A 16,409-nucleotide genomic window follows, 5' to 3' on the forward strand; every position below is an offset into this window, starting at 1 on the left:
GTCTGGTCACCGCCATAGTTCGTGCAGGGCGATGGCTGTCGCTGCGGCAACATTGAGGCTATCAAAATCCGACCGTATCGGAATGCGGACTGAAGGCAGCCGTTTAATCAATCGTTGCGGCAATCCCGGGCCCTCCGCTCCCAGAAGGAGGGCGGTTCTCGGCGCTCTTTTCACCGACTTGATGTCATCCTTGCCCGACGGGCTGAGCGCCAGCACCCTGAATCCCTTCTCCTGCAGGATGTCGACGAGCGCATCCGCGCTTCCTTCCCGGACAAAAGGCACCTCCAACGCACCGCCAACCGAGACGCGGATCGCCTTGCGGTAAAGAGGATCGCAAGAGCTGGCATCCATTAGCACGGCATCAGCCCCAAACGCAGCAGCATTGCGAAAAATCGCGCCCATATTGTCGTGATCGGAAATGCCGCAAAGAGCGACCACGAGCGCTTCTTCTGGCATTCGTGCAAGCAGCGCTTCCAGGCGCTCCTCCGGGCCGCGCAGCCCGATCGCCAGCACGCCGCGATGCATCGGAAAACCGGCAATCGTGTCCATTACAGCGCCTTCCGCAACATAGACGGGCACGTTGTCTGGAAGGCGTGCGAGCAGAGGCGCCATTCCGGCCACCCGGTTTTCCCGTAGCAGTACGGATTCTGCTTGAAAGCGGCCGGAGCTTAGAAGCACATCGAGCACCACCTTGCCCTCGGCCACGAAACGCTGCTCCCTGCCGACCAGATCGCGCTCCTTGATGTTGCGGTAGGTGTAGATCCGCGGATCTTCAGGATCGGATATCCGTATGAGCCTGCTGTCCAACGCTTAGCTCTCTCGCGCTCTTTTCGCCAGACCGACCAGTGCAGGGCGCAGCTTCGAAGCATCCGTCAGCGGCTGGTCGAAGAAGATGCGTTGCACATCATCACCTTTTGAAAGGTCGATGCCTTCAGGATCAATGCCGGTCAGCTTCCATTTTCCCGGCTTGGCGCCCGCAAAATGAATGGCATAGTTCTCGACTGCATCCGCGTGGTCGGCATTCATATGTTCGATCGCGCTCTGCTCAACTTCCAGATAGGGCTCCAACGGCCCGGGAAGCACCAGTTCTTCCTGGCTCAGCCGGTAGGCACGCGCGAAGCCGCCATTGAGGAGGCCGGTGTCCGGTAACAGGTGGAAGAAGGCAAAATCGGCAAAATCCGCATAAAGCTGCGCCTTCGGATGCCGGTTGAGATAGCGCCGCCTCGCATGGTCATGGAGCGGCGTCCCCCTCATCAGCCTTTCCGCCCTTGCCTTTATCGTCAGGCGCGGATGTGCAAGGGGATCGCCCTTGCCGGGTTCTCCCACAAGCAACGAGCATCGCGGATCTGCCTCAATCGCCTGACGATGCGCTGAAAGTGACGAAATCAGGATCAACGGTGTTCCATCCATATGGGTTGCCACTGCCACCCGCGTGGCAACGGGCGCGCCATCGGCAGGATCGAGCGTGGCAAGGGCACCGAAGCGGGCGGTCCGCAGCACCGACCTCGCCAGGCGAATAGCCTCAGCGTCCGTGGGAAGATAGGGATCCTTCTCAACCATGTTCGTCTCTTGCGTCAGAGGCCTTCAGTTATGCTCGGCTCAGCGTTCCCTTGGCCCGGTTCCGCTCAAGACAGAAAGTCCTTTGCGGTCAATCCTTCTTGCCACCGGTTCTGATCACAGCCTTGAGCACGTCGCGTACCCCGATGGAGCCGACGAAGCGGGACGCCTCGTCGAAAAGGGCCACCGGTGCCGTCTGCGACTTGTGCATGGCCTGCATCACGGTCTTTAGCGGTGTTTCCGCGCGTGCCCAGAAGACCTTGGCTCGGTCGTCAGGGAGCGCTTCGATATGGTCGCAGGAAACCCAGATGGCGGGGCGGCCATTGCGCTCCGCGTCGATCACAAGCATATTTTCATCGAACTTGAAGCGGGTGGTGCGGCGCCGGTCGAGCCACAGCCAGTCCTCCCCCGCGGGCTCCAGATCCCGCGCATCGCGCATCAGGTTCCATGCGGTCAAGACCGAAAGAGGATTCACATTGGCGATGAAGTCGCGCACATAGTCGTTCTCAGGTTTCAGAACGATATCCTCCGGCGAACCGGTCTGCACGATTCGGCCGCCCTCCATGATGGAGATGCGATTGCCTATCTTCAGCGCTTCTTCCAGATCGTGACTGACAAAAAGGATGGTCTTTCTCAGCCGCGCCTGAAGCTCCAGAAGCTCATCCTGGAGCTTGGTGCGGATGAGCGGATCGAGCGCCGAGAATGGCTCGTCCATGAGAAGGATCGGCGCTTCGGTCGCAAACGCCCGGGCAAGGCCCACGCGCTGCTGCATGCCGCCTGACAACTCATGGGCATATTTGTCTGCCCAATCCTCCAGACCGACGAGCTTAAGTTGCTCCATTACCCTGTCATGGCGTTCATTGGCGGGTGTGCCGGCAAGCTCTAACCCAAGGCCCACATTCTCCTCGACTGTGCGCCAGGGCAGAAGCGCGAATTGCTGGAAGACCATGGCGACGCATTCGCGTCGGATCTTTCTCAGCTCCGCTTCCGAACAGGTTGCGACACTTACCTCCCAATCGCCGTCTCGCACGATCACGTCCCCCTGGGCCATGCGATTGAGCCGGTTGACCGCGCGCAACAAGGTCGACTTTCCCGAGCCGGAAAGCCCCATCAACACGGAGATCTCACCCTTCTTCACCGTCAGGTTAGCGTCCGCGCAGCCGAGCACCGCGCCGGTGCGCTCTAGGATCTCGGCGCGGCTCGCGCCTGCTTCCAGCAGCGGCAGAGCCCTTTCCTTCTCCTTTTCGGTGCCGAAAATGATGGAGACGTTGCGGAATTCAACGGCCGGTTTCATCGCTCGTGCTCCCGGCCGATGCGCGCCATTCTGTCGAGAATGATTGCCAGAATCACTATTGCGAGTCCTGCCTCCAGGCCAAGTGGGATGTTCACCGTATTGAGGGCCCTTACTACAGGTTTGCCAAGGCCGTTCGCCCCGATGAGGGCGGCGATGACGACCATCGAAAGCGAAAGCATGATGCACTGGGTAAGTCCTGCCATGATCGAGGGCAGGGCAGCCGGCAGTTCAACCTTCCACAAAAGTTGTCTCTTGGTGGCGCCGAAAGCCTGCCCCGCTTCCAGAAGCGGCTGTGGCACCGATGTTATGCCAAGATAGGTAAGCCTGATTGGCGCGGGCGACGCGAAAATCACGGTAACGATCAGGCCTGGCGCCGCGCCGAGGCCGAAAAGGATGAGAACCGGAATTAGATAGACGAAAGTCGGCAGCGTCTGCATGAGATCGAGGATCGGTCTTATGACCTTATAAACTCTCGCATTGTGTGCCGCCCAGATCCCTATGGGCACGCCGATGGCCATGGAAGCTGCGGCGGCGCACACCACTAGAACAAGTGTCTCCACGGTCTCGCGCCACAGACCCTGATTGATGATGAAGGCGAGCCCCAGAAGCACTGCAAGCGCCAGCCGCCATGAGCGTTGCAGGATAAAGGCCAGTGCTGCCAGCAGCGCCGCCACAAGGCTTGGCGGAAGATAAAGCAACATCGCCGTCATTCCGTTCAGGAGGTAGGCAAGGCCATTGGCGAGAGTATCGAAGAAAAGTGCGAAATTGGTAGTCAGGAAATCGAAGAAGGTCCGCCCCCATCGCCCGATGGGTATCTTCCACGCTTCGATCCATTGCGTAACAGGGTCCATGAAGCTGGCGCGTTTCTGTTTCGGGGAAAAAGGTAAGGGCAGGCGCCGGGGGTCCCGGCGCCTGGCAATCGCCGGTTAAAGGCCCAGATGTGCCTTCACAGCTTCAAGCCCATCTTCGCCCTGGAAAGTGGTTACCCCATCGAGCCAAGCATCGAGCACCTCCGGATTCTCCTTGATCCAGGCTGTCGCCGCTGCCTCCGGGGCCTGCCCATCATCGAGAATCGCACCCATGATCTCGTTCTCCATTTCAAGCGAGAAAACGAGATTGTGCAGCAATTGGCCGAGATTGGGACACTGCTCGGTGAAGCCTGTCCAAACATTCGTATGTACGGTCGCGCCGCCGAAGTCAGGCCCGAAAACCTCATCTCCGCCTTCCAGATATTCCATGTCGATATTGGCATTCATGGGGTGCGGCTCCCACCCTAGGAAGACGATGTGGCTCTTGTTCTGGGTGGCGCGGCGCACCTGCGCCAGCATGCCGGCCTCAGAACTTTCAACCAGCTCGAAGCTTGAAAGTCCGAACATGTCATTCTCGATCATGTCTAGAATCAAGCGGTTGCCGTCATTCCCCGGCTCAATGCCATAGATCTTGCCATCCAGCTCCTCGCGGAAATCCGCTATGTCCTCGAAGCTCGTCAGTCCTGCCTCATAGGTGTACTGCGGCACGGCGAGCGTGTATTTCGCTCCTTCCAGATTGGTGACCAGCGTTTCGACCGAACCATCCTCGCGATAGGGAGCGATGTCTGCTTCCATCGTCGGCATCCAGTTGCCGAGGAAGATATCGATGTCCTTGTTCTTGAGAGAGGCATAAGTCACCGGCACCGAGAGAACCTGCACCTCCGGCTGGTATCCAAGTCCTTCCAGAAGGACTGTGGCGGTGGCGGTGGTCGCGGTAATGTCCGTCCAGCCTACATCCGAAAATGTCACAGCACGGCAGGACGCTGGGTCTGCGGCAAGCGCGCTTCCCGGACCCATGAGCAAGGCGGCTCCGAAGCCGGCAATAATCGTTCGCTTGAAGGACATAACCTTCTCCCTCCTGTTAGACGCTACAATTTGTGTGAGGACCGATCCATAGTCGGCCTCGCTCTTTTTTTAAAGGCAATCACCATTTTTAACCCTCCGCAAGCGGAAAGGTCGCAGGTAAATCGCGAACCTAAACCTCAAGATGAAAGTTTCGCAGCTAAATAACTCCTGCCGAAAACCGATTGTGCGTGAGCGACTGAGCGCCTATCTCAAAGCTTGCGCCTATAAAGGCGCCCCATGATCCGGCCTGAAGGAGGCGCAGCGTGTTCGATTTCTTCTCGCGTGTCTTGGCAGCGGTTCGCCGCGTTATTGGCCGATTTTTCGCATTGCTTGTGCGTCCCTTCGCCGCCTCTGGCAGATGGGTAAGACGCCGCGGCTGGATCATCCGTGGCATCGTCGTTGTTTTTCTCCTCCTGTTCGTCGGCCTTTACGCCTATTTCTTCTGGCAGACCCAGGTGTGGACCGGTTTCGATCCTGACTATGTACAAGCTTATGATTTGCGAGCCGAAGCACAGGTTTCCGCCGGCGAGCAGGTGCCGGCCCGTAGCGGGGAGGGGAGCCGCACCTGCAGTAGCTCGGTCATCGCCGATGTGGCTGCCGATCTGACGGATATGAACGTCAACCAGAATGCATGGATTTCTTCCATGCTTCTTTACAAGCTGGGCTTTTTCGGCCTTGCATGGGACGATACGCCCTTCTTTGACAACAAGGCGTCCTTCCAGCGGGGGGTAAATCAGACGGTCCGGCGCACCGCCGTAGAGCTTGTCGACGCGCTAGGCCGTGTGAGAGGCACCTCCCAGATCGACCGTGACTTGCAGAAGGCTCGGGAAAGCATTCAGTTCTCCGAAGATGCCTGGTATTTTGGTCTTTCGCCTTTTGGTCCCAAGACGCCAACGCCAAGCTTCTATCGGACGGCCATCGACTCGCTTCGCGCCTTCAATGACCGGCTGGAGAGCTGTGATGCGGTTTTCGATGCCCGCGCTGACAATCTCATCCAGTTTCTTGACCGCATTGCCAGTGATCTCGGCTCCACTTCCGCCATCCTTCGCGAGCGTTCGGAGAATTACAATGGCGGCTGGTTCGACACGCGCGCTGACGACCGCTTCTGGTTCGCCTATGGTCAGCTCTATGGCTACTATGGTCTGCTCCATGCAGCTCGGGGGGATTTTTCCGATGTGGTAAGCCAGCGTTCCCTGGAATCGCTATGGGATGCGACGGAAAGTCAATTCCGGGCGGCGCTCAACATCACGCCGCCCATCGTTTCGAACGGCCGTGAGGATGGCTGGATCATGCCGACGCACCTTGCAACAATGGGCTTTTACATCCTGCGCGCGCGCTCAAATCTGGTGGAGTTGCGGCAGGTTCTGGATCGCTGAGATGCAAGGCGGCATTTGTCTGCGGCAAAATTAGCGGATGTGCAGACTGGTTGAAGTAGTAATGTGTTCAAAGGGCGCAGCGCACGGCGTCTTCGGCTATCATTTTTGACAAAAGAAGTAGAATGCAGGTCCTGTATTGCAGAGGCTCTGTCGCGAATGTTGCATTAGGTGGCAGTTTCGGGACAGCAGCGCGCTTTCAGCAATGCATCTTGTGCGCAGGGCATATTATGTGGTCAAAGCTGGCCAACGGCCGGAGGGACAGATGGCAGAAATGAATACGGATATCGAGATTGCGCGCGCGGCGAAGATGAAGCCGATTCAGGAGATCGGCGCCCAGCTCGGTATTCCGCCGGAGCATCTCATTCCGTATGGACATGACAAGGCCAAGGTTTCCGCCGCCTTCATCGCTGAGGCGCGAAATAACCCGGATGGCCGGCTGATCCTCGTCACAGCCATCAATCCCACGCCGGCAGGTGAAGGCAAGACGACCACAACGGTTGGCCTCGTAGACGGCCTCAATCGCATCGGCAAGCGCGCCATGGTCTGCATACGTGAGGCGTCGCTTGGACCGTGCTTCGGCATGAAGGGCGGCGCTGCCGGAGGGGGTTATGCGCAGGTCGTGCCGATGGAGGATATTAACCTGCACTTCACGGGCGATTTTCATGCAATTACCTCTGCCCACAATCTCTTGGCGGCCCTCATCGACAACCACATCTACTGGGGCAATGAACAGGGCATTGACACCCGCCGCGTTACCTGGCGGCGCGTGTTGGACATGAACGACCGTGCTTTGCGGGAGATTGTCTCCTCGCTCGGAGGTGTCGCCAATGGGTTCCCACGCGAAGCGGGCTTCGATATTACCGTCGCTTCTGAGGTGATGGCCATCCTGTGTCTGGCGACGGATCTGGAGGATCTGGAAAAGCGGCTTGGTGACATCATCGTCGCTTACCGTCGCGATCGAAGCCCGGTTTTCGCCCGCGATCTGAAGGCAAACGGGGCAATGGCCGTGCTTCTGAAGGACGCGCTGCAGCCCAATCTGGTGCAGACGCTCGAAAACAACCCTGCCTTTGTCCATGGCGGCCCGTTCGCCAATATCGCGCATGGCTGCAACTCGGTCATGGCCACCAGCACCGCCCTGAAGCTATCCGATTACGTAATCACAGAAGCTGGATTTGGGGCTGATTTGGGAGCTGAAAAGTTCTTCGACATCAAGTGCCGCAAAGCGGGGCTGAAGCCGGCTGCTGCCGTCATTGTCGCCACCGTTCGGGCATTGAAGATGAATGGCGGGGTGAAAAAGGAAGACCTCGGCGCCGAGGATGTCGAGGCGGTCATCAAAGGTTGTGCCAATCTGGGCCGCCACATCGAGAATGTGAAGCAGTTCGGTGTCCCGGCGATTGTGGCCATCAATCACTTCCACACCGATACGCCGGCAGAGATCGATGCCGTGAAGGCGTATGTCGCGGCCCAGGGTGAGGAGGCGATTGTCTGCCGCCACTGGGCAGAAGGCTCGGCCGGTACAGAGGAGCTTGCGCACAAGGTGGTGGCTCTTGCTGATAGAGCTGCCTCGCAGTTCGCTCCGCTCTACCCTGACGACATGCCGCTATTCGAGAAGATTGAAACCATCGTCAAACGCATCTACCGCGGCTCGGGTGCTATCGCCGACAAGTCCATTCGTGCGCAACTCAAGCAGTGGGAAGAGCAGGGGTACGGCCATCTGCCCGTTTGCATGGCGAAGACGCAGTATTCCTTCTCCACTGACCCGAACCTGCTTGGAGCGCCCGTGAACCATGTCGTGCCCGTTCGTGAGGTCCGGCTTGCGGCAGGCGCCGGCTTCGTGGTGGCGATCTGCGGTGAGATCATGACGATGCCGGGACTGCCCAGGGTGCCATCCGCCGAGCGGATTTTCCTTAACGAGCAAGGCTTTATCGAGGGACTTTCCTGAACATTTTTGGCGCCATGAACTTCGAGGTTGGATCCGGTCGCATTCGATAATGTGACGTTGGTTCTTTCGGCCTTTGCGCCCAGCAGCGCTTGAGTCTGGCAGAGGCCTTCTCGATGGGATCGGGGAATGAAGGCCGTGGTCTTCCAATGGCCTTCGGAAACCCAACCCGGCAGCGCGCGCCACGTCGCGCTCTTGCGCAGGCGCGCCGTCTTCGTCGACGGGCCTGCTTTTGTAGATGTATACGAGCCTATTAGCTGGATCGAGGAAGAGCTGGCCGTCAAACCAGGTCCGACGGCGCTTCAGGATGCAAGGGCGCTTCTCTCGGGTGCATGGGCCGACCTTCTTATATGTTCAGCCGCGGTCACGAAGCAGGGGTAGGGCGCTCCGGCTGATGCGCATCGACCGCTCGGACATGGGCCGCTGCACCATCCGTTCAACGTGATGTCCTCGCGCTCCGTGATCGAGGAAGGCGCTGCGCTGCCTTGCGCCGCGCTGTCCGCCGATCTTTGCCCCTGCAACCCCGCGGAACCTGCTTGACACGCTAACGTATGCCGCGCAGACATGCCTTCCTCGCAAGCCTTCAGGAACACAACGGCAGATTACCGCCAAGTGCTGTTCCCATCATTCACCTGCGCCAAAGTAGCCCCAGAAGCACACGCGAACGCACCGCCACATCGCAGTCAAGTCATAAAGCGCGGGAAGTGCTTTAGCATACGCCCGGAATGCGGGCGCCGAAAGCGGGATTGAACAGGCGCGCTCGGCAGCGTCGGAGGGCAGGCTTTTCTGGCCACCATAAGCTAAGCGGCGGAAGATATGCTGGCAAGGCGGAGTTTCGGACCCCCCTTAGTTACCTTCGAGGGAATCCAGCTCCACGAGGCCAGCATCGGCCACGGATATCAAGATCTTCGTGGACAACGCCCGATTTGGGCGGTCTGGCGAGCTGCTTGCCGCAAGGTGTGGTGCATAGTTCGGCGCTCGTTGAGAGCACCCTTCAATCGGAGGCAGCCGGTACTTACGTACCCTCTGCTCCCACCACCGCAGGCTTGATCTCCGTGATAGTAAGCCGGTGAGTCCGGCCATCGCGCGCGGTCCAGTCAATGGACTGGCCGACGGAAAGGCCGATCAATGCCGTTCCAACGGGTGTCGTAACGGAAATCCTCCCCTGGGTAATGTCGGCCTCGACCGGGAAGACCAGTGTGACAGTGTGCGGCTCGCCGTCATCAGTTGTGTAGGTGAGCGTCGACCCCATGCGGACCACCGTCTCCGGCAACGCCTTGTCCTCCACAACGCGCGCTCGTTCAAGCTCCGAGATCATCGTCTCTGCCAGCACGGGGTCGCGCTCTTCTATCGCCTCGGCAAGTCCAAGCAGACGATCATGGTCGGTTCTAGAAACGGTGATTCTGGGCTTGCGCCCGGTCTTCTTTTGCATGGCTTTTGATCCAAGTGCTGCCGGCTGCCATGCCGGCTCGGGTTTCTGGAAACTGCGCCTGGAACTGTCGCTTCCTTGGTGGGGCGGCGACTGGTTTTGCGCCCCGTGTTCGGAGGCGCATGACACCGAACCCGGGGTCAGTGTCCCGCGATGGGACACGCTCGAAAAAAGACAATGAGAGGGTTTACGCACGGTGTCATGAATGGAAGGTGGGGCAGGGCGTCGCAGATGTCAAGAACGACGAACGAGCGGTGCACCACCGCGACGGCGTCCCAGACGGAAACCTTCGGGCATCGCGGAGCGTACCATCATCATCTCGCCGATCGTCTCATGGGTCAGCAGCCCGACCAGTCGGCCTTCGCTGTCCATCACCGCCACGGCGGGCGCGCCGCTTTCCTGCATCAGGCGAAAGCTTTCCGTCAGGCTTTGCCGCCGGTGGACGCGCGGAATGTCGGTACGCATCGCGCTGACAACCGGAGCATCCGGCCCGGTTTCCTTCAGGGCAGCGATCATGTCGTTACGCGTAAGCAAGCCTTCCAGATGGCCTGCGGGATCGAGTACGGGAAACTCGCTCTGCGTCGTCGCAAGCAGTCGGTCGATCGCCTGGGCGATGGTGGAGGAACGGTCGAAGGAGGCGAACTCGGTCACCATCACGTCCCCGGTCAGGACGCTGTTGGCGATATCGCGGATCTGCGCATTCTGCGCCTCGGCTGCTGCCGCCAGATAGACGAAGATGGCAATGAAGATGAGGAGCGGATTGTAAAGAAGGCCGAGAAAGCCGAAGAGAAAGGCCAGCCCCTGGCCGATGCCGGCCGCAATCTGGGTAGCGCGGGCCCAGGTCAGGCGGGTGGCCAGCAACGCACGCAGCACCCGTCCGCCGTCCATCGGAAAGGCAGGGATCATGTTGAAGAGCACAAGGAAGATATTCACGCCGGCCAGCCGGACCAGGAAGTCGGCGCGCGGGTCCTCCACCTGCATCATCTGCTCGATCCCTGCAGAGCCTCCAAGTCCAACAATGATTATGGCAGCGATGACAACATTGACCATCGGCCCCGCTAGGGCGATGAACAACTCCTGCCGTGGCTCTTCAGGCATACGCTCAAGCCGCGCCAGTCCCCCGATTGGCAGAAGCGTGATATCGGGCGTTTTGATGCCGTACCGGCGCGCTGCTAGCGCATGGCCAAACTCATGCAGCACAACGCAGGCGAAGATAGCCAGGATATACGCTACCCCCTCCCATGCAGCCGCCGTACCGCCTATGCGGTAATGCATGAACCATATCCAGATCAGGAGCAGGAAGAAGGTCACGTGAATACGGATTACCGTTCCGGCGACCTTGCCGATGCTGAACGACCATGTCATGCCAATTGCTCCTTGATGTGCAGCCGCACCAGAAAGGATCACGCATCTCAACAATATATAGTCACTTATCTATCACCGCGCCGGTTTTTCAAGTTCGAGGGAAATCAGGAAAGACAGAATGTCATCGCATGGCAACGGGTTGAGCAGAAGGTTGACGGGACTTGTCAGGGGCATGAAAAGCCGACCCCAGACGGTTACTCCCGCCGTAATGTTGGCCATTCTTGCCTCTGGATTATACGCGTTTCTAGCCATTGCCGATGAAGTGGCGGAAGGGGAGATCCACGCCTTGGATGAGCAGATCTTCCTTGCGTTCCGCGATCCGGTTGATCCTTCTCTGCCATTGGGCCCGGAATGGATGCAGGAAGTGGCGCTGGAAATCACCGCCCTTGGTGGTTATCCCGTCATCATTCTATCGCTCGCCGTGCTAACCGGCTTTCTCCTCGTTACCCGTCGCTATGGGCCAGCTCTATATGCGGGATTGTCGGTGACGCTCGGCTGGCTGGTGTCGCAGTTCTCGAAGGCATATTTTGCACGCCCGCGGCCTGATCTGGTTGAGCATCTGGATAAGGTGCACACTGCCAGTTTCCCGAGCGGGCATGCAATGATGTCAACTGTGGTGTTTCTCACCCTCTCCGCTCTGGTTATCCGTTTCTTCGATGACATGCGTGTGCGGATCTATGTCGTGGTCGTTGCCCTGTTAATTTCCTTCATCGTCGGTCTGACCCGTATTTATCTTGGTGTTCATTGGCCCAGCGACGTCGCCGCGGGATGGGCTCTGGGCGGGGCATGGGCAAGCCTTACCTGGCTTGTTTCGGCGGCGCTCCAGTTCTGGCGGAAAGAAGGGAAATGAACCCGGAAATCGGTTGCAAGCATCGCTCTCCGCAGCTATGAAGACGACCATGAACACTGTTCTTTTCGCAAAGCTTTGGTGGTGGGCTCGCTGACAGGCGGCCAGCGCAAGCATTGCGTTCAACAATCAGGAGTGGCCGCAGGTGAGAACCGGGCGGCCATTTGCATTTCTGGGCTTCCCGGCCGCACCTTCGAAGGGAGCATGGCATGAGCGTGGAAGTCCTTGAAAACGGCGCGGAACGTTTCCTCACGGCGGGCGGTGTCGCGATCACCCGCAGCAGACGCGAGACACCATATGCGAGCGCTCTGGACCGGTATGTCGACGCTCTCGACAGCCGTTGCGGCGCTGTCTTCTCTTCCAATTATGAGTATCCGGGCCGCTACACGCGTTGGGATACGGCGATTGTCGATCCTCCCATTGCCATCTCCGCACGTGGCCGTGCGATGAAGATCGAGGCGTTGAATGCTCGTGGAACGGCCATGTTGCCAACTATCGCCTCGGCCATCGTCCGCCTCCCGGAGGTAACCATTACCGGGCAAAAGGCTGATCTTCTAGCGCTCTCAGTTGCAGAGCCGGCAGAGATCGTCAGCGAAGAAGAGCGATCCCGCGTTCCGTCCGTCTTCACCGTCCTGCGGGCGGTTATTGGTCTTTTCCGTACGGAGCACGATGCAAATCTCGGACTCTACGGCGCCTTCGGCTACGACCTGGCCTTTCAGTTCGATCCGGTGGAGCCCCGGCTTCAGCGGCCGGAAAGCCAGCGCGATCTGCTGCTTTATCTTCCGGACGAGATTCTCGTCGTGGATCATTATGCAGCGCGCGCATGGCTCGACCGCTATGATTATGAAGGCGAAGGCTTCTCCACCGTCGGGTTACCGCGCGAGGGTAGGGAGGAGCCGTTCCACCACAGCACCCGAGTGCCGCCGCGGGGGGATCACCAGCCGGGCGAATATGCAAAGCTCGTTGAAAAGGCGAAGGAAAGCTTCCGCCGCGGCGACCTTTTCGAGGTGGTGCCGGGTCGGATATTTTTCGAACGCTGCGAAAACCGCCCCTCGGCGATCTCCCGGCGGCTGAAGCTGACCAACCCGTCACCCTATTCGTTCTTCATTAATCTGGGCGAAGGGGAGTATCTGATTGGCGCCTCGCCTGAAATGTTTGTGCGTGTTTCGGGACGGCGGGTGGAAACTTGCCCCATATCCGGCACGATCAAACGCGGCGACGATGCCATCTCCGATTCGGAGCAGATACTGAAGCTGCTCAACTCCAAGAAGGACGAGGCGGAGCTGACCATGTGTTCCGATGTCGACCGCAACGACAAGTCTCGCGTGTGCGAGCCCGGCTCGGTGCGGGTGATCGGAAGGAGGCAGATCGAGATGTATTCTCGCCTCATCCACACGGTGGATCACATAGAAGGCCGTCTTAGGGAAGGCATGGACGCTTTGGATGCCTTCTTGTCCCATGCCTGGGCTGTAACGGTCACGGGCGCGCCTAAGCTATGGGCGATGCGCTTCATCGAGGAGAACGAGAAGAGCCCCCGCGCGTGGTATGGTGGAGCCATCGGCATGATCCACTTCAACGGTGATATGAATACTGGGCTGACGCTGAGGACCATTCGCATCAAGGACGGCATTGCCGAGGTGCGGGCAGGCGCAACGCTCCTGGTCGACTCCGAAGGTATCGAGGAAGAGGCCGAGACGGAACTGAAGGCATCGGCCATGCTTTCTGCCGTTCGCGAGGCAGGAAAGACGAATATGGCAGACGAGGCTAACGAAACAATGAGAATGGGTCAGGGAATAAAGGTTCTGCTGGTCGATCACGAAGATTCCTTCGTGCACACCCTTGCCAACTATTTCCGCCAGACCGGGGCGGCGGTCACAACCGTGCGCACGCCAGTCACGGAGGAGGTTTTCGACCGGGTGAAGCCCGATCTAGTTGTCCTGTCGCCAGGGCCGGGTACTCCGCAGGATTTCGATTGCACGGCCACCATCAGGAAGGCGCGCGAGCGCGATCTGCCAATTTTTGGGGTTTGCTTAGGGTTGCAGGCGCTGGTGGTTGCCTATGGAGGAGAACTGCGCCATCTCCCCGAGCCGGTGCACGGCAAGCCGTCGCGCATCAAAGCCGACCCCAGCAGCCTCGTGTTCTCCGGCCTGCCTCAGGAAATTACGGTGGGGCGTTATCACTCCATCTATGCCGATCCGGCGCGCTTGCCGCAGCCTTTCCGTGTTACCGCGAAAACGGGGGACGGCATTATCATGGCGATCGAGCATGAGAGTGAACCCATAGCGGCAGTGCAATTCCACCCAGAATCCATCATGACGCTCGGGCAGGACGCCGGAATGCGGATGATCGAGAACGTGGTGTCGCAGTTACCTGGCAAGGCGAAGAGGAAGGCAGCCTGAGCCTGCAAGGCATTTCGCCGGGCGGGGCGCTGCGACTGCTGCCTGAAGCTCCGGTAAGACATCGGAACTCAGGCCGCGTCTCGGTCCTCAACGATGCGCGATCGGATCGCCTCGATCATGCTCTCGCGGATGATCGCCTCGCCATGTACTGCGCGCATGTGCTCGACGGCGCGGCGGATCACCTCCGCCTCCGCCCCATTCCGGGTATGCCAGTCGCAGCCGGGGACAAGCGCTCCGCAATGAAACTCCTTCAATGGACCATTCTCCTCTGTTCCGATTGGCAAGGGTTACCCTAGCACGTTTCCCTGGAAGTGTGCCAAACCGAGACATTTTCTGCGATCACGATTTATATGACCGCAACAGCCTGTCCATCCGACAAGACGCAAGAGGACGTTGTAAGGCTAAGAAAACTTTTCTGAGCGACTCGGGGATACCGCCGGTAGCCTATTCTGCGGCAAGCCGCTCCTGCAGAAAGCCTCCAGACTGGCGCTTCCAGAGTTGAGCGTAAAGCCCACTCGCCCGCTTCAATTCCTCATGCGTGCCTTCTTCCACGATCTTGCCCTTGTCGATGACTATCAGCCGATCAAGGGCCGCGATGGTCGAAAGGCGATGAGCAATGGCGATGACCGTTTTGCCTTCCATAAGGCTTTCAAGATGCTCCTGGATCGCTCCTTCGATTTCCGAATCGAGCGAGGACGTTGCTTCATCGAGAATGAGAATGGGTGCATCCTTCAGCATCATGCGGGCAATGGCGATGCGCTGACGTTGGCCGCCGGAAAGCTTCACGCCGCGTTCGCCTACATAGGCGTCGTAGCCACTGCGGCCGCGGCCATCCCTTACGCCCATGATGAAATCATGCGCAGACGCACGCTTCGCCGCTGCAATGACCTCCTCGTCGCTCGCACCAGGCTTGCCATAGGCGATATTGTCACGGATAGAACGGTGCATCAGGATCGGCTCCTGACTGACCACGCCGAACTGCGCTCGAAGCGATGCCTGCGTCACCTCGCGGATGTCATGCCCGTCAAGCAGGATGCGTCCGCTCTCCACGTCGAAGAGCCGCAGCATCAGATTGATGATCGTTGTCTTGCCAGCCCCCGACGGGCCGATCAGCGCCACCCGTTCGCCAGGACGGATGTGCAGATTCAGGTTCTCGATGACACCGCCTTCCTTGCCATAGTGGAAAGAGACGTTCTCAAAGCGGATGTCCCCCTTGCCGCGTTCCAGAAGGCGCGCGTCAGGCGCATCCCGAATGGCTGGCCGGCGTGAAATTACCCCCGTGGCGTCCTGCACCGTCGCATAGGCACGGATCAGCCCGTTGACGGAGAACATCATGTAGCCCGACATCTGGTTCAGCCGGAAGACCAGCCCCATTGCGGCGGCAATCTCGCCGGTCGTTGCGTTCCCGTTGATCCAGCTCATGACGGCAAGCGTTCCAATAGCTGCCATCATGAAGCCGTTCAGGATGAAGACGGTCGCCCGCACGCGCGTTATCGCGCGGGTCATTGCGCGAACGGCATCAAGAAGCCGGTTCATGCCGTCCCGCACATAGGCATGCTCTCGCCGCCCGCTGTCAAAGAGCTTCACCGCAACGATGTTGGTGAAGGCGTCAACCATGCGTCCGTTCAGAATCGAGCGTTCGTCGGCCCGGCGCTTTCCGGCCCTTCTCAGAGGAGGCAGAAGATACCGCGCCGCGATCAGATAACAGATGAACCAGATCGCCAGGACGAGCCCAAGTATGGGATCGAGCGCGGTAAGTATCGTACCCGCCAGCAGAAGAAAGGTCAGGAAGCTCCACATGGTCTGGAGAGCCGAGACGATGAAGTCGCCGGTTGCTTCACCGCCCTGCATGATCTTGGTGGCGATACGGCCTGCAAAATCGTTCTGGTAGAACTCGTATGGCTGCTCCATCACGCGGCGGAAGGATTGCCAGCGCACGCGCTGATAGAAAGAAGGAGCGATGACCTGTTCCTCGATCACCGTATTGGCGATCATCACCGCCGCGCGGGCGAAGAGCACCAGGAACAGCAGGCCCAGCAGGGCAGGCCAGTGATCGGCGACAAGCGTCCTGGGCGTCGATGAATCGAGCAGGTCAATGAGGCGCCCGAGGCCCCAGTAGAGCGCAGCGTCCACAGCGCCCGCCAGCCCGCCGACCAGCAGCAGCAGGATGAAGGGACCCTTTGCCTGCGAGGCGAAGAACAGGATGAACTTATGAGCCTCCTGGGGCAGCACTTCCCTTTCGGTATCGCCGAAGGGATCGATCACTCCTTCGGCACGCCGCCAGAGCCTTTCGCCAATGCTCACCCGGATTTCCTCGTTCACGCCCATT

General features: G+C 59.2%; 14 protein-coding genes. 5 read left to right on the forward strand and 9 right to left on the reverse strand.

What is annotated here, in order from left to right:
- Positions 1–6 precede the first annotated feature (6 nt).
- The 5 genes from HUS57_RS05865 to HUS57_RS05885 all read right to left on the reverse strand — a co-directional run bounded on the left by HUS57_RS05865 (position 7) and on the right by HUS57_RS05885 (position 4,725).
- Positions 7–807 (reverse strand): RNA methyltransferase, encoded by an 801-nt coding sequence (locus HUS57_RS05865; RefSeq protein ID WP_173931934.1) that lies wholly within the window; start codon positions 805–807, stop codon positions 7–9.
- A 3-nt stretch (positions 808–810) separates the two neighbouring features.
- Positions 811–1,560, reverse strand: coding sequence for a DUF2470 domain-containing protein (locus HUS57_RS05870; protein WP_173931935.1), 750 nt, complete (start codon positions 1,558–1,560; stop codon positions 811–813).
- Positions 1,561–1,648: 88 nt separating this feature from the next.
- Positions 1,649–2,851: a choline ABC transporter ATP-binding protein gene (gene choV / locus HUS57_RS05875; RefSeq protein ID WP_173931936.1), complete on the reverse strand. Its 1,203-nt coding sequence runs from the start codon at positions 2,849–2,851 to the stop codon at positions 1,649–1,651.
- Entirely contained in the window at positions 2,848–3,702 is an 855-nt protein-coding gene (choW, locus tag HUS57_RS05880; RefSeq protein ID WP_173931937.1) for a choline ABC transporter permease subunit, read from the reverse strand. The genes choV and choW overlap by 4 nt, the downstream gene beginning before the upstream one ends.
- 75 nt (positions 3,703–3,777) lie before the next feature.
- A complete protein-coding gene (locus tag HUS57_RS05885) occupies positions 3,778–4,725 on the reverse strand; it encodes a choline ABC transporter substrate-binding protein (RefSeq protein WP_173931938.1) in 948 nt (315 codons plus the stop codon).
- Between the two features lie 287 nt (positions 4,726–5,012).
- Between HUS57_RS05885 and HUS57_RS05890 the strand changes: the two genes are divergently transcribed.
- From HUS57_RS05890 to HUS57_RS05900, 3 genes are all read left to right on the forward strand, one after another.
- Complete coding sequence (locus tag HUS57_RS05890) at positions 5,013–6,101, forward strand: DUF2333 family protein (RefSeq protein WP_246727783.1); 1,089 nt, start codon at positions 5,013–5,015, stop codon at positions 6,099–6,101.
- 262 nt (positions 6,102–6,363) lie between these two features.
- Positions 6,364–8,043, forward strand: a complete 1,680-nt coding sequence (locus HUS57_RS05895; RefSeq protein WP_173931940.1) for a formate--tetrahydrofolate ligase — start codon at positions 6,364–6,366, stop codon at positions 8,041–8,043.
- Positions 8,044–8,169: 126 nt separating this feature from the next.
- Positions 8,170–8,421, forward strand: a complete 252-nt coding sequence (locus HUS57_RS05900; RefSeq protein WP_173931941.1) for a hypothetical protein — start codon at positions 8,170–8,172, stop codon at positions 8,419–8,421.
- A gap of 634 nt (positions 8,422–9,055) precedes the next feature.
- Here HUS57_RS05900 and rnk read toward each other — a convergent pair.
- Together rnk and HUS57_RS05910 are read right to left on the reverse strand one after the other, a co-directional pair.
- Positions 9,056–9,472, reverse strand: a complete 417-nt coding sequence (rnk, locus tag HUS57_RS05905; protein WP_173931942.1) for a nucleoside diphosphate kinase regulator — start codon at positions 9,470–9,472, stop codon at positions 9,056–9,058.
- A 231-nt stretch (positions 9,473–9,703) separates the two neighbouring features.
- On the reverse strand, positions 9,704–10,834 hold the full coding sequence (locus HUS57_RS05910) for a site-2 protease family protein (RefSeq protein ID WP_173931943.1): 1,131 nt from the start codon (positions 10,832–10,834) through the stop codon (positions 9,704–9,706).
- A 118-nt stretch (positions 10,835–10,952) separates the two neighbouring features.
- Between HUS57_RS05910 and HUS57_RS05915 the strand changes: the two genes are divergently transcribed.
- Entirely contained in the window at positions 10,953–11,684 is a 732-nt protein-coding gene (locus HUS57_RS05915; protein WP_173931944.1) for a phosphatase PAP2 family protein, read from the forward strand.
- A gap of 206 nt (positions 11,685–11,890) precedes the next feature.
- Complete coding sequence (locus HUS57_RS05920; RefSeq protein ID WP_173931945.1) at positions 11,891–14,080, forward strand: anthranilate synthase; 2,190 nt, start codon at positions 11,891–11,893, stop codon at positions 14,078–14,080.
- A 68-nt stretch (positions 14,081–14,148) separates the two neighbouring features.
- On the opposite strand, the gene HUS57_RS05925 is transcribed toward HUS57_RS05920, so the two are convergent.
- Both HUS57_RS05925 and HUS57_RS05930 read right to left on the reverse strand, forming a co-directional pair.
- A complete protein-coding gene (locus HUS57_RS05925; RefSeq protein ID WP_173931946.1) occupies positions 14,149–14,334 on the reverse strand; it encodes a DUF1059 domain-containing protein in 186 nt (61 codons plus the stop codon).
- A 190-nt stretch (positions 14,335–14,524) separates the two neighbouring features.
- Positions 14,525–16,408 carry an ABC transporter ATP-binding protein gene (locus HUS57_RS05930; RefSeq protein ID WP_173931947.1) on the reverse strand — a complete coding sequence of 628 codons (1,884 nt, stop codon included), beginning with the start codon at positions 16,406–16,408 and terminating at the stop codon, positions 14,525–14,527.
- Position 16,409: the final 1 nt, after the last annotated feature.

The sequence above is a fragment of the Chelativorans sp. Marseille-P2723 genome (assembly GCF_902809845.1).
In the GTDB taxonomy this organism is placed as follows: domain Bacteria; phylum Pseudomonadota; class Alphaproteobacteria; order Rhizobiales; family Rhizobiaceae; genus Chelativorans.

Bases quoted from the DNA above. Each gene is read 5' to 3' on its own strand.
- HUS57_RS05870 (WP_173931935.1), bottom strand. From the start codon at position 1,560: ATGGTTGAGAAGGATCCCTATCTTCCCACGGACGCTGAGGCTATTCGC.
- choV (WP_173931936.1), bottom strand. From the start codon at position 2,851: ATGAAACCGGCCGTTGAATTCCGCAACGTCTCCATCATTTTCGGCACC.
- choW (WP_173931937.1), bottom strand. From the start codon at position 3,702: ATGGACCCTGTTACGCAATGGATCGAAGCGTGGAAGATACCCATCGGG.
- HUS57_RS05885 (WP_173931938.1), bottom strand. From the start codon at position 4,725: ATGTCCTTCAAGCGAACGATTATTGCCGGCTTCGGAGCCGCCTTGCTC.
- HUS57_RS05895 (WP_173931940.1), top strand. From the start codon at position 6,364: ATGGCAGAAATGAATACGGATATCGAGATTGCGCGCGCGGCGAAGATG.
- HUS57_RS05900 (WP_173931941.1), top strand. From the start codon at position 8,170: ATGAAGGCCGTGGTCTTCCAATGGCCTTCGGAAACCCAACCCGGCAGC.
- rnk (WP_173931942.1), bottom strand. From the start codon at position 9,472: ATGCAAAAGAAGACCGGGCGCAAGCCCAGAATCACCGTTTCTAGAACC.
- HUS57_RS05910 (WP_173931943.1), bottom strand. From the start codon at position 10,834: ATGACATGGTCGTTCAGCATCGGCAAGGTCGCCGGAACGGTAATCCGT.
- HUS57_RS05915 (WP_173931944.1), top strand. From the start codon at position 10,953: ATGTCATCGCATGGCAACGGGTTGAGCAGAAGGTTGACGGGACTTGTC.
- HUS57_RS05920 (WP_173931945.1), top strand. From the start codon at position 11,891: ATGAGCGTGGAAGTCCTTGAAAACGGCGCGGAACGTTTCCTCACGGCG.
- HUS57_RS05930 (WP_173931947.1), bottom strand. From the start codon at position 16,408: ATGGGCGTGAACGAGGAAATCCGGGTGAGCATTGGCGAAAGGCTCTGG.